Genomic DNA, 12,844 nt, shown 5'->3' with positions numbered 1-12,844 from the left:
CCTGCGCACGCGCTCCCTGTAAGCCTCTAAGGGTGGAGTGAGATCAGGTCCATCCGCACAGTCGATCCGCGAAAGCGTGCAGGTTACTCAGGATTAGGAATAAAATCTCCGCCGCGGCATTTTTTCAAATAATTAAGGCCATGCACCTGCCCCGTCATCTCCAGCTCGCCCCGGTAAACCGGATCATGCCAGCCTTCGATATCGATGCTTCCCTCATAGCCCGCCTGGCGCAAAATCGTAATAATATCCGTCCAGTTCGTATCGCCAAAGCCGGGCGTCCGGTGCCATACGAATTCCTTCGGTCCATGAATGCCGTACTCGCGAACGATATCCCAGGCAATGGTGGCATCCTTGCCATGCACATTGAAAATTTTATCCACCCATTTGCGCAGCTGCGGAATCGGATCGATCAGGCTGACCATTTGGTGGCAGGGCTCCCACTGCAGGCCGATGTTGGCCGCCGGCACGGCATTGAACATCATCTCCCACGCCGTCGGATTATGCGCAATATTCCAGTCGCCATTTTTCCACGTCCCGCCCATATCGCAGTTTTCAAAAGCAAGCTTCACGCCCTTGGCCTCGGCACGGCGCGATAATTCGCCGAACACCTCGCCGAAGCGCGGCAGCGATTCATCGATCGAGCCCGGCATCCGCCCGGTAAATCCGGCGACCAGATTGGTGCCGAACGCCTCGGCATGATCGATCAGTCTTTCCCAGCTCGCTAATGTATCTGCATTATCGCCCGCTCCGGTGAGCGGATTCCCGAATATGCCCAAGCTTGAGATGATGATATCATGCTCCGCCGTTATTTCTTTAACGCGCTTCGACAGCTCCATCAGATCCGCATCCTTGGTGGATTGCCAGAAGGTCAGCGAGAAGGATTCAAAGCCATGGGGAATAATTTGGGGCAGAACGCGCACCGCGTCGCCACCGCCGACAAGTGTACCGATTCGAATTTGTTTCATTGTACCCTCCTAAGGTTTTACAAATATGATCTTCCCTTATCTTACCTAATGAGAGGAGAGCAGGCTATGAATGAAATTGCGTTTCAATCATACGATCTTACGATATTTATTGAAATGACAGCGTCGACATTTTCGTAAATAGCGATTATAATAAGAAAATTGTATGAACCTACTTTTCATCCCGCAGAGGAGAGACCGCGTTTATGACCGTCAGCCCTCACAAGGAACATACCTGGATTCCCGATCAGACGTTTCCCATCAATGTTTTTTTCGTGAGAGGAATCGGTCTGCATTGGCATGACCATATCGAGTGGATTTTTGTCAAAGAAGGCAAAGCCCGCATCCAGATCGATGCCGACTTCGAAACGCTCCAGCAGGGGGAGCTGGCATTCGTCAACTCCAGGCAGCTGCACAGCGCTGTTGTTCTGGGTCCGGATACCGAGCTGATCTGCATTGTTTTTAATGAAGCTTTGGTGCGGGGGAGCGGTCTGGATATTACCGAGCATCATTATTTTCAGCCCTATTTGAACCAGCATCTGAAGTGGCCGGGAATTATCCGCAGAACGGAACCGCTTATGGAGGGCATCAATGAGTCTTTCTCCAGATTGGTGGGCGAATTCAAAGGCAAGCAGCCCGGCTACGAGCTCCTGGTCAAAGCCGAGCTGCTGCGGATTTTCGGGCAGTATTTTCGTTATGCGCAGCAGTTCGAAACGTTAAAATCTCCGCGCCTTCCGAATACGCCGGACTTCTCCGGGCTGCTCCAGACGCTGCGCGAGCGCTACCATGAACCGATAACTGTCCAGGAAGCCGCCCGGATGGTCAACCTCAGCCCGAATTACTTTTGCAATGTTTTCAAGCAAATGACGGGCAAGACGCTTATTGAATATATTCATCTGCTGCGGATCCAGGAGGCCGAGCGTCTGCTGCTGGAGACTGATGCTTCCATAACTGAAATTGCCGACAGGGTCGGGTTCTCGAACATGACCTATTTCGGCCGCGTGTTCAGGAAGTTCAAGGACGGCACCCCCTCCGATATCCGGAGAAAAAGGGCCGCTCTTCACATCGCCAGCACCGCAACCCTGCTCTCCCGCAGCTGACCCAGGCACATGAGCTAACAGACGCAATAAAGCCGGTTCCCCCTGCCCAATGGCAGAAGAAACCGGCTCTTATTCCTATTATGCTATTGCTTCTTATTCCTTATTCCCCCGACAAGCTGCTTTCCTTCATAATAACATCGTGCGCGCCGCCCTCGACCAGACTGGTTGCCGATACGAGCGTGATTCTGGCATTTTGCTGCATCTCTGCGATCGACTTCGTACCGCAGTTGGACATGGTCGATTTGATCTTGCTGATCGTCTTGTCCAGGTTTTCCTGCAGCCCCCCGGCGTATGGCACGTAGGAATCGACGCCTTCTTCGAAAACAAGGCCCTGCTTGCCTCCGGTATCGTACCGCTGCCAGTTCCGCGCCCGATTGGAGCCTTCTCCCCAAAACTCTTTAACAAAGTTGTTGCCGATCATAAGCTTCTTGGTCGGGCTCTCGTCAAACCGGGCAAAGTATCTGCCCATCATGACAAAATCGGCGCCCATGGCCAGCGCAAGCGTGATGTGATAATCGTGTACAATCCCGCCGTCGGAACAGATCGGCACGTAGATGCCCGTTTCCTTATAATACTCTTCTCTTGCTTCCGCGACCTCGATCAGCGCCGATGCCTGACCGCGGCCGATCCCTTTTTGTTCGCGGGTAATGCAGATGGCGCCGCCGCCGATTCCGACTTTCACAAAGTCTGCGCCGGATTCCACCAGATAGAGGAAGCCTTCACGGTCAACGACATTCCCTGCGCCAATCTTGACATTGAAGTTCGATTTGACGTATTGCAGCGTGTCGCGCTGCCATTCGCTGTACCCGTCCGAAGCGTCAATAACGAGAATATCGACTCCAGCAGCGACCAGTGCCGGCACTCTTTCTTCATAATCCTTCGAATTGATGCCCGCCCCGACGATATAGCTTTTGTTGCCATCGAGAAGCTCCAGCGGATTGCCTTTATGCGCATCGTAATCCTTGCGGAACACGAGGTAACGCAGATTCTGCTGCTCATCCACGATGGGCAGACAGTTCAGTTTATGCTCCCAGATCAAATCATTGGCTTCAGGCAAGGTCAAGCTGGACTTGCCGTAAATAAGCGACGAGAAGGGTGTCATGAAATCCTGGATGCGCTTGTCCAATGTATCGCGGCTTATCCGGTAATCTCTGCTGGTCACGATGCCAAGCAGCTTTCCGTTTGGCGTACCGTCGCCGGTGATCGCTACGGTCGAATGACCGGTTTTTTCCTTTAGTTCCAGCACATCCTTGAGCGTATGCTCGGGTGTCAGGTTGGAGCGGCTGACCACGAAGCCCGCCTTGTATTCCTTGACTTTTCGTACCATGGCTGCCTGATCTTCAACGGACTGGGAACCAAAGATAAAGGAAATACCGCCGCAGCGCGCCAATGCAATCGCCATATTATGGTCCGAAACCGACTGCATGACCGCGGATGAGAACGGTATGTTGAGAGAAATATCAGGTTGTTCGCCTTTATTGAATTTGGTGATTGGCGTCTTGAGCTCGACATTGGCCGGCGTGCAGTCCTTTGTCGTCAAATTGGGGATTAACAAGAACTCATTGAACGTCCGGGACGGTTCAGTATAATAGAAAGCCACTCTCTTCCCACTCCTCATCTATTTTTAGTTAATTTTTAGAATCATACACCTTGCTTAACCGAAGGTCAATAGTTAATAAACAGGATTTATTGAAGAAGAAACGGCTTCGCCGTCCTTTGACGGGCAAGTAAGTTTCTTCGCTAAAGAATAGAAGCAAAGCAGGGAGGAATTCTTATACCTGCCGATATATCAAGAAGAAACGGCTTTCGCCGTCCTTTGGCGACGCGGCAAGTTTCTTCCCACAGAAATAGAAGCAAAGTATGGTGGAATTTTATACTTTCTTATATATCAAAAAAACCGCTTATCGCAGCGGGACCAACGGCGGCTTGATGCCCGTCTGCCTGCTGAATAAGCGGATTTTTCCACATTACATATAACTACTTCTAACTACTTCAGATATAGTCTTCCGGTTTCCTCCCAGATCTCGCCCGGAGCCAGACTGAACAAACCGATTTCGTCCGCAGGAAGATCGACATTCGGCGCATTGACCAGATTAATCTGCGGCTCCGGACAGAAGAATCCTTCCGTCGCGAAGTTGTTCCAAATCATCCACTGCTTATAGGAGGTTCCCACATCATAGACCAAGGTGCGGCCAAGCTTCGTATCGGTGAGCTCCATCCGGTTGCGCCCGTTCTGCGGCACCGCCGTGTAGTGATTGTCCAATTCCGTGAAGAATGGATAAACGCCTTCGCCCTTGAGCTGCTCTTCCTCCGCAGTCAGCGGCAGAAATTCACCCGTAGGCAGCATCCGCTCGCTCATTTCCCAGCGGCTTCCGATCGTCAGCTTCACCCGGTAATCGGCCGCCGAGCTTCCAGGCGCGAATGGAGCGTTCACTGCCGTATGGAAGGCGAACAGGCATGGCATCACATCCGCTCCGTCATTGCGGATCAGGATATGCTGCGATAAACCGGCAGAGCTTAGCGTATACTTGAGCTTGATGGTAAACAGATGAGGCAGGAATTTGTACACCGCATGCTGCTCATCTACCTTGAGCGCTACGGTGACGAAGCTCTCTTCTCGGGTTTGCCCGAACTCCTCCACATCCCAGGTCTCGCTATGTACGAAGCCATGCAGATGATTGCCGGTCTTCTCTTCATTCACAGGGAAGGTATAGGTCTTGCCATTCCAAGGGAACTTGCCGTCTTCGAACCTGTTGGGCGGAAACAGCACCGGAATGCCATGGATAATCGGCCTTGCCTTAAACGATTCCATCTCGTCCGCTGCAGGCTCGTGAAGGAAGTTGTAACCGTTTGCTGTATCGCGAAAAGCAATCAAATTCCCGCCGATTTCCGGCAGGATTGCCGCTTCATAGCTTCCGCTCTTCAGCCATACTGCTTTCTCGCCTTGATATTCACCCTTGTATGCAGCTGCATCGCTCATGTGTAATTAATCGCTCCTTTAATATGAATAATGAATGCCAGGCAATTATTACTTCATTATATATCAATAAGAGTACCATAAAGGCAGCCTGTGGAGAAGGCTGCCTTTTGTGGTTCCCCAGTACCGCAAGAAGAACCGGCTGTCGCCATTTCTTTTGGCGGCGCGGTTAATCCGCCCGCTATGCCGTAATCTGTTTCCCCTGCGAATGCAGGTACAGCTCCTCGTAATACCCTTTACGGCTGAGCAGCTGCTCGTGGGTGCCTTCCTCCACAACCTCGCCATCGCGCATAACCAGAATCCGGTCCGCATGCATGATGGTGGAGAGCCGATGCGCGATAACCAGCGTGGTGCGTCCCTCGGACACAGCCTCCAGAGCGGATTGGATCAGCTGCTCGGTTTGCGAATCCAGATTCGCCGTCGCTTCATCCAGAATCAGCACCTTCGGCTTGAACACAATGATGCGCGCGAACGAGATCAGCTGCCGCTCCCCTGCGGAAAGCCCGCTTCCCCGCTCCGACAGCCGCGTGTCGTAGCCTTCTTTTTTCTCGGAAATCAGCTGCTCCGCACCAACAAACTTGCAGGCCTCGATAACCTCTTCCCGGGAAATCGATTCGTCAAACATACGCACATTGTCGACGATGCTTCCGGAATACAGATACGGCTCCTGCTGGACAAGTCCGACGATCCGGTGAAGCTTCTCCTGCGGAATGTCCCGGATATCCGTTCCGTCGATCAGCACACTGCCCTCTTGCGTGTCGTAGAACCGGCAGAGCAGGCTGATCAGCGTACTTTTACCGGCACCCGTCGTTCCGACGATTCCGATCATTTCGCCTGGCGTGATATGAAGATCCAGGTCGCGGATAACAGGTGTGTCCTGCTTGTAGCCGAAGGTGATCCGGTTGAAATCGATGCGGCCTTTGACATCCGCCAAGCTTACGTCGGTTACTCTTTTGCTGTCTTTGACTTCAGGGGAAATGGAGAAAATCGTCCAGATCCGGTTGACGGCAACCGATGTGGATTGCAGCGTATTCCACTGCTGCGTTATCGCATTGATCGGTTGAAAGAACTGGCGGATATACGTAATAAACGCATACAGCACGCCGAACTCGATTTTATGATCAAAAACAGCCATCCCGCCGAGCCACGTAACGAAGGCAATCGAGATATTGCCCAAAATATCGAAGGACCGGTTAAACAGAACATTGGTGCGGATTTCCCGCAAATTCGCTTTCAGGTACGACTCGTTGCGGCCGGTAAACTGTTTGCCCTGCTCCTTCTCCTGGTGAAATGCCTGGATGATGCCCATACCGGCCAGATTCTCCGCCACAAAAGCAACCAGCCTGGAGAGCTGTGTTCTGGACAGCTGGTATGTCTTGCGCATATAAGAGCGGAACGCTATGGCGATGAAAGCGATAATCGGCAGCAATATCATGCAGTACAGCGTAAGCTCGACATCCAGCTGGTACATCAGCACCAGTATGAAGATCAAGGTCAGGCCATCGCGGAAGACGCTCAGCACGACCTGGGTGAAGAATTGATTCAAGGTTTCCGTGTCGCTCGACACATGGGTGATCAGGCTCCCCGCCGGTGTACGGTCGAAGAACGGGATGGACAGCCTGGAAATATGCTCGAACAGCTCCTTGCGAATGCGGGCGACGATGCTTTGGCCTGCAAACTGCAGCAGATTATTCTGCAAATAAGTAAATACCAGGCCGCCGATCGACAGGGCAAAATAAATGCCGCCGATCATGACTAATGTTCCGTAATCGGTTTTGCCGACCATCAAATGGTCATCAATGGCAATCTTCATTAAATAAGGCTGAAACAGATCAGCCGCAATCGCCAGCAGCGTGCATATGAACATCAGGGAAAAAGCAAGGCGATGCGGTTTCACATAGGCATACAAGGCGCGGAAGCCCGTTTTTCCTTTTTGCTCATTTTTGGCTTCATCCCGAGGGGATGCTTTCTGCCGCTCCTGCTTAACGGATATGGTCGACATGCCGGCTTCCCTCCTCCTGAATGGTATACAGCTCAGCGTACAGGCCCTGCTGCTTCAATAATTCCTGGTGCGTACCCCGCTGGACAATCCGTCCTTCGCTCAGCACGACGATTTCATCCGCATGCTTGATCGCACTGATCCGGTGCGCAATCAGGATGGTCGTTTTGCTTTTGCGTTCCTTGCGGATGGAATTTACAATACTCGTCTCCGTCACCGCATCCACCGCGCTTACGCTGTCGTCCAGTATGAGCAGCGGCGCATTTTTGATAATTCCCCGGGCCAGGCTCGTGCGCTGCCGTTGACCCCCGGACAGCGTGATGCCCCGTTCGCCCAGCTTGGTCTCGAATTTATCAGGAAACGCTGCGATGCTGTCATAGATCTGGGCTTGCTTGGCTGCCTTCTCGACATGCTCAAAGCCGGATTCCCGGCGGAAGAACGCGATATTATCGCGAATGGTCGTACTGAACAGGAAGCCGTCCTGCGGTACATAAGCAATCTGGCTGCGCAGGCTCTCAATCGTCAGTTCGTGAATATCCATGTCGTCAAAGAGAATCGTACCCTCCGGCGAATCGTAGACCCGCAGAAGCAGCTTCATCAGGGTCGTCTTGCCGCTCCCCGTCTTCCCGATAATGCCCAGCGTCTTGCCCGGCTCCACCTTAAGGTCGATGTCATGCAGCGTTTCTTTGGATGCCCCCGGATAAGTGTAGGAGAGATGCCGGATAGCGACTCCCGTATGCCTCAAATCCGCTGACTTCGCATCGATCGCATCCTGGATTTCCGATTCTACAGAAAGCAGATCGTTGATGCGCGTCAAGGATGCCCTCGAGCGCTGCATCGTATTGATCACGTTGCCGATTTGCTGCAGCGGGTTCACCATCATTCGGATGTACAACGTCAATGCGACGAAGCTCCCCAGTGAAATCGTGTTGTTAATCGTCAAGTACCCGCCGTACATGATCGTCACAATAAACGACAGCGCGCCCAGAAACGGAATAAGCGCCTGAAACAGCGAGGATACCCGTACAAGATGCAGCTGATTATCGCGGATATTGTCTACCGTCTGAGCGAAACGGCCGATCATAATCGGCTCGACCGCAAATTTCTTCGTCACGCGGATCCCGCCGAACTGCTCCTCCGCCGACTCGGTCATTTTGCCCAGGGACTCCTGAACCTTGAGCGAGCGGCCCCGGATGACGGGACCAAAACGGGTTACAATCCAGGGAATAATGAGCAGGGGAAGCACACAGGCGAGAATCAGATAATACGGAATGTCACTGATCAGCATCATAAAAATGGCCGAAATAATGAGCATCGTCGCATTCGTTGTCTGATTGATCCCCATGGAGATCGATTCCCGAACGGCCGTCACATCGTTGATGACGTAGCTCAGCCATTTGCCGACTCCGTGCTTGGAATAATAGCTTTCGCTGAGCGTCATGAAATGAACGAACAAGCGGTTCCGGGTATAGAATTCAAAGCGGCGCCCAAGCCGCATAATCATATATTGTCCAATGCCCGCCAGCAGGCCAAAGCTTAACCCGACACCCAGCAGCAGCAAGCTGTAATCGATAATAGCAGTACGGGTAATATCACCAAGCTTCAGCTGATCCGTGAAATTCCCGATGATTTTGGGATAAAACGACTGAATAATGTTTCCTGTCATGATAGAGGCGACGGCAATTGCATACAAACCCCAATTCGTCCGAATATAGTTAAACAGCAACCGTTGCGGCTTCAAAAGAAAATCACACCCCCGAAAAGACGTACATTCCTATTAACCATACTGAATGCCGAATAAAACGTTTAATGCTTGCGCTGTAGAGCGCTCTCTAGTCAAGCTGAAAAACCCATTTGTCTTTTTGCATGCAGGCAGAAAATCCCCATCCTGAAAGCTTCCGGATGTATTCATCCGGTTGGCTTTAAGGAAAGGGGATGCTAGCTTTATTTATGAAATTCGTATCGCTTGAGCCACAGCTCGCACACGGAGGTCCATGAGGCGACGTGCTTATCTTCCTCGGCAAGTCCCAGACCATGCCGTCCATGCTCATACACATGCAGATCAAACGGTACACCGGCGCGGCTGAGAGCCGAGGCGAACATCAGCGAGTTTTCCACGGGAACACCGGCATCATCGGAGGTATGCCACAGGAAGGTTGGCGGCGTATCCTCCGTCACTTGCTGCTCCATGCTCATCAATTGGACCAGATGCTCTTCCGGCTCGGAACCGAGCAAATTTTTCTTCGATCCTTCGTTGGAATACGGCGGCTGCATCGTGATAACCGGATAACACAATACGAGCAGATCCGGTCTGCTGGATTGCCGATCCACCGGATCATCCGCATCGGCTTCTCCCCGGTCGAACAGGGTTCCCGCCGTTGCTGTGAGATGTCCCCCGGCCGAGAAACCGAGTACGCCGATCTTGCCCGTATCCATTCCCCATTCGGAAGCACGATGCCTGACATAACGGACAGCCCGCTGTATATCCGTGAGTGCGCTTGGGTAACGGTAAGGCGCTACGCGGTAACGCAGAACGAAAGCCGAAATGCCAATGGAGTTAAGCCACAAAGCGATCGGTTCACCTTCATGATTGGCCCGCATGCCATATCCGCCGCCCGGAACCACAATAACTGCGCCGCTTCCCTTGCCTTCCACCAGATAGGCGGTAAGCGCCGGACGGTCTTCTTCCGTGCTTCCCTCGGCGCGTGGAGCGCCTCCGGGCCAAAGCTCGATTAATTCGTTCTCAGATCCAGCCACTTCACTTCCTCCAGTGTCAGAGAGATAGTCGTTGCCTCCAAACAGGATTTCAGCTCTGCTTCATTTCGCGGACCCACGATGGCACCCGTCGCAAATGATTGATTCAGCACGTAGGCAAGCGCGATTTGAATCGTAGAGAAGCCTTTCTTCCTTCCAAGCTCTTCGGCACGGTAGTAACGTTTCCAGTTGTCATCATTATAAAATACGCGCACCAGGTCGGCATCAGAACGATCCTCCGGCGTAAATCGGCCCGTGAAGAAGCCTCTGGCTTGCGAGGACCAGGAGAACAGCGGCATTCCGCCGCGTTCATGCCAGGCCAGCATTTCTTCGTCAACGCTGATGCAATCCTTCCAATACGCTTCCTGCGCTTTGGCCAGACTGAGGTTCGGACTGCTGAATTCGAAGCCCCGCAGGCCGTGTTCAGCCGCATAACGGTTCGCTTCATCCAGTCTGGCCGTCGTCCAGTTGGACCCGCCGAACGCCAGAATCCGTCCCGCTTCCACATGCTCGTTCAACGCCTCAATAATATGCCCGACAGGAATGTTCGGGTCATCTCGGTGAAGCGCATACAGGTCGACATAATCCGTGCGCAGACGCTCCAGGCTGATCATCAGCTCTTCATGAATCGCCGCTTTGTTCACCCGCGGGCCATCCTTGTTAGGGTGCGCGCCCTTCGTCCAGATGTTGATCTGGTCGCGGTTGCCGCGCTCCTCCACCCACATGCCTATAGCCTGCTCGCTCTTGCCTCCGGAGTAGCCATAAGCCGTGTCAATCGTGTTGCCGCCAATTGCAGTAAACGCATCAAGATTCGTGCTGACAAGCTCATAAACATCCGGTGCAAAATAATCCGATCCCATGATCAACTGGGTCACGCCTTGCTTAATTCCGGGCAGGTCGATTTTTTTCATCTGGTAAACATCCTCCTCTATTATACATGATTTATTAAAATTTATTAAGATGAATTAATATTAAATTAGCACGCGCTCGCGCGAATAGGCCGATTTCAGGCAGGCATCCAGCACTTTCATATTGGCAACCGCATCATCCGGCGTGAACCGGGCCGTCTGCTCGCCCCATACGGTGCGGGCAAAATCGTCGATTTCCAGCGCGAACGCATTCAGCTCCTGCGGCTTCTCTTCGCGCACTCCGTCCTTCGTATGAACGATGAAGTGCTGATCCCCCACAAAGGCCCCCGGCACTTCAATCCAGCCGTCTGATCCCAGAATTTCAAGAGGATTCCTGAAAGCGGCCCACATGCCGCTGCTAAACGTCAGCGCTACACTGCCGGGGAACTCCAGGAGACCGGAAGCCATCATATCGACTTCATCGTGCTCGGGTGAAATCAAGGCATGAACAGTTGCGGCTTCCGGTTCCGCTCCCAGAATCAGACGTGCCACGCTGATAGGATAGCAGCCGATATCGTAAAGCGATCCGCCTCCCCATTCCCTGCGGTAGCGGACATTGCCCTTGTCCCCGGCATTATTGAAGGTAAATGCAGCATGAATGCCGCGGACGCCGCCTATTTCTCCGGAGTCGATAATTTCTTTGAGCCGTTCATAACGCGGATGATGGCGGTACATGAAGGCTTCGGCCAGATGCACGCCTGTCCGGCTTGCTGTGTCTGCCATTCTCTGCGCTTCTTCGGCATTCAACGCAATCGGTTTCTCGCAGAGTACATGCTTGCCTGCTTCCATCGCCCGAATGGACCATTCCATATGGAGATGATTCGGAAGCGGTATATAAATGGCGTCAATGCTGCCATCCGATAATAGATCTTCATAGCTGCCATAGGCGGTCGGAATATTAAGCTGCGCTGCTGTTTCCCGGGATTTCTCCAGGTTGCGGCTGGCAATAGCCGCCGCTTCGCCGGTCTGCGATTGCTGGATCCCGGGAATGACCGAACGTTTCGCGATTCCGGCTGTTCCAAGAATACCCCATCTAAGTTTTTTTGTAGTCATGTATACGTTTACACCTGCCTTAATGGATTTGCCCCTAGTATAGACCAATTCCTCCGGCGTGGAAATATAAAACTACTTCTGAATATATAAGATTAGCGCTTTCATTCTCGTCACGAACAACCGGGAAAGGTCTTAAATCTACAGCATTATCAACGAAAAAAAGCCCGTTATCGTTCCTTGGAACGAACAGGGCTTCTGTATTTTCGGAGAAAGAGAGCGCTTACGCTAGCTTCGGAAATAATCCTCCCCGAAGCGGGTCTCCCGGCGCAAGCGATTGTCCGTCCGTGCAGACATGGCGGGCCCCGCTGTAGGTTGTTCCATCTTCCATATAGATAATGGCCAGAGCGCGGCGCGGCTGATCCGTTTGATTCGCATGGGCATAATGGAAGGTGAGGCCGTTATGAAAGGTGCAGCTGCCTGCTTTCATCCGGACGATGGCCGCCGTGTTTCGGTCCACTTCCGATGCGCCCGAGTCTTCAAAAATATCATGCGGCGAAACCAGATCCACATGCTTGAGGTTTTTGATCTTTTGCGACTTCGGAACGAACATCATACAGCCGTTATTTTCATCCACATCGTCAAGCGCAATCCATATCGACAAGCCGGTCTGCTCATTCATAGGCCAGTATGGGGCATCCTGATGCCAGGGCGTCGGTTTGGAATCCTGAGGCATTTTGAACAGGGCATGGTCATGGAACAGCCGAATGCCGCTGGCGCCTGTAAGCTGCTTGGCAGCGTCGGCAAAACGCTCCGAGAGTACAAACCGGGCCATGCCGCCATGATCGCGCCAGGTGTTCACACGCTGATTCAAGACTTTGAAATAAGCCCCCTCCTTCTGAGCCGTCTGCACCGAATTTCCCGTCTTTTGGCCCATCGCCTCGTTCAGGTGCTCGCGCAGCTCATTCAGCTCTTTGCGGGACAGCATATTGTCAACCTGAACGAAACCATTGTCCCGGTAAAATTTGATTTGATCCTCCGTCAGCCTGATTTTCTTTTTTAACATGCGCTCGTCTCCCTTTGCTACGAAAGTTATTTGTCTTACTCTTAATTTAAGCTATTATAGAACCATAATCTTGGAGGATGAGCGACAA

General features: G+C 52.5%; 10 protein-coding genes. 1 reads left to right on the top strand and 9 read right to left on the bottom strand.

What is annotated here, in order from left to right:
* Positions 1 to 83 precede the first annotated feature (83 nt).
* The gene (locus ACFOLF_RS28555; RefSeq protein ID WP_210037374.1) at positions 84 to 965 is read right to left on the bottom strand and encodes a sugar phosphate isomerase/epimerase family protein; all 882 of its coding nucleotides are present in this window, start codon (positions 963 to 965) and stop codon (positions 84 to 86) included.
* Between the two features lie 203 nt (positions 966 to 1,168).
* Between ACFOLF_RS28555 and ACFOLF_RS28550 the strand changes: the two genes are divergently transcribed.
* The gene (locus ACFOLF_RS28550; RefSeq protein WP_210037373.1) at positions 1,169 to 2,062 is read left to right on the top strand and encodes an AraC family transcriptional regulator; all 894 of its coding nucleotides are present in this window, start codon (positions 1,169 to 1,171) and stop codon (positions 2,060 to 2,062) included.
* Between the two features lie 100 nt (positions 2,063 to 2,162).
* Here the strand turns inward: ACFOLF_RS28550 and ACFOLF_RS28545 are convergent, their stop codons facing one another.
* The 8 genes from ACFOLF_RS28545 to ACFOLF_RS28510 all read right to left on the bottom strand — a co-directional run bounded on the left by ACFOLF_RS28545 (position 2,163) and on the right by ACFOLF_RS28510 (position 12,756).
* Positions 2,163 to 3,662 (bottom strand): IMP dehydrogenase, encoded by a 1,500-nt coding sequence (locus ACFOLF_RS28545; protein WP_210037372.1) that lies wholly within the window; start codon positions 3,660 to 3,662, stop codon positions 2,163 to 2,165.
* Positions 3,663 to 4,049: 387 nt separating this feature from the next.
* Positions 4,050 to 5,042: an aldose 1-epimerase gene (locus ACFOLF_RS28540; protein ID WP_210037371.1), complete on the bottom strand. Its 993-nt coding sequence runs from the start codon at positions 5,040 to 5,042 to the stop codon at positions 4,050 to 4,052.
* 178 nt (positions 5,043 to 5,220) lie between these two features.
* Entirely contained in the window at positions 5,221 to 7,041 is a 1,821-nt protein-coding gene (locus ACFOLF_RS28535) for an ABC transporter ATP-binding protein (RefSeq protein WP_210037370.1), read from the bottom strand.
* The gene (locus tag ACFOLF_RS28530; RefSeq protein ID WP_210037369.1) at positions 7,022 to 8,779 is read right to left on the bottom strand and encodes an ABC transporter ATP-binding protein; all 1,758 of its coding nucleotides are present in this window, start codon (positions 8,777 to 8,779) and stop codon (positions 7,022 to 7,024) included. The genes ACFOLF_RS28535 and ACFOLF_RS28530 overlap by 20 nt, the downstream gene beginning before the upstream one ends.
* A gap of 203 nt (positions 8,780 to 8,982) precedes the next feature.
* Entirely contained in the window at positions 8,983 to 9,795 is an 813-nt protein-coding gene (locus ACFOLF_RS28525; RefSeq protein ID WP_379112835.1) for an alpha/beta hydrolase, read from the bottom strand.
* Positions 9,771 to 10,703, bottom strand: a complete 933-nt coding sequence (locus ACFOLF_RS28520) for an aldo/keto reductase (protein WP_210037368.1) — start codon at positions 10,701 to 10,703, stop codon at positions 9,771 to 9,773. Before ACFOLF_RS28520 ends, ACFOLF_RS28525 begins: the two co-directional genes overlap by 25 nt.
* A 60-nt stretch (positions 10,704 to 10,763) precedes the next feature.
* The gene (locus tag ACFOLF_RS28515) at positions 10,764 to 11,753 is read right to left on the bottom strand and encodes a Gfo/Idh/MocA family protein (protein ID WP_210037367.1); all 990 of its coding nucleotides are present in this window, start codon (positions 11,751 to 11,753) and stop codon (positions 10,764 to 10,766) included.
* Between the two features lie 220 nt (positions 11,754 to 11,973).
* The gene (locus ACFOLF_RS28510; RefSeq protein ID WP_210037366.1) at positions 11,974 to 12,756 is read right to left on the bottom strand and encodes a phytanoyl-CoA dioxygenase family protein; all 783 of its coding nucleotides are present in this window, start codon (positions 12,754 to 12,756) and stop codon (positions 11,974 to 11,976) included.
* Positions 12,757 to 12,844 lie beyond the last annotated feature (88 nt).

It is taken from the genome of Paenibacillus sepulcri (genome assembly GCF_042647105.1).
In the GTDB taxonomy this organism is placed as follows: Bacteria; Bacillota; Bacilli; order Paenibacillales; family Paenibacillaceae; genus Paenibacillus_Z; species Paenibacillus_Z sepulcri.
This window is presented reverse-complemented; position numbering and strand designations above follow the sequence as displayed.

Excerpts from the sequence above, each read along its gene's own strand:
- ACFOLF_RS28535 (WP_210037370.1), bottom strand. The coding sequence starts at position 7,041 with ATGTCGACCATATCCGTTAAGCAGGAGCGGCAGAAAGCATCCCCTCGG.
- ACFOLF_RS28555 (WP_210037374.1), bottom strand. The coding sequence starts at position 965 with ATGAAACAAATTCGAATCGGTACACTTGTCGGCGGTGGCGACGCGGTG.
- ACFOLF_RS28540 (WP_210037371.1), bottom strand. The coding sequence starts at position 5,042 with ATGAGCGATGCAGCTGCATACAAGGGTGAATATCAAGGCGAGAAAGCA.
- ACFOLF_RS28510 (WP_210037366.1), bottom strand. The coding sequence starts at position 12,756 with ATGTTAAAAAAGAAAATCAGGCTGACGGAGGATCAAATCAAATTTTAC.
- ACFOLF_RS28550 (WP_210037373.1), top strand. The coding sequence starts at position 1,169 with ATGACCGTCAGCCCTCACAAGGAACATACCTGGATTCCCGATCAGACG.
- ACFOLF_RS28520 (WP_210037368.1), bottom strand. The coding sequence starts at position 10,703 with ATGAAAAAAATCGACCTGCCCGGAATTAAGCAAGGCGTGACCCAGTTG.
- ACFOLF_RS28515 (WP_210037367.1), bottom strand. The coding sequence starts at position 11,753 with ATGACTACAAAAAAACTTAGATGGGGTATTCTTGGAACAGCCGGAATC.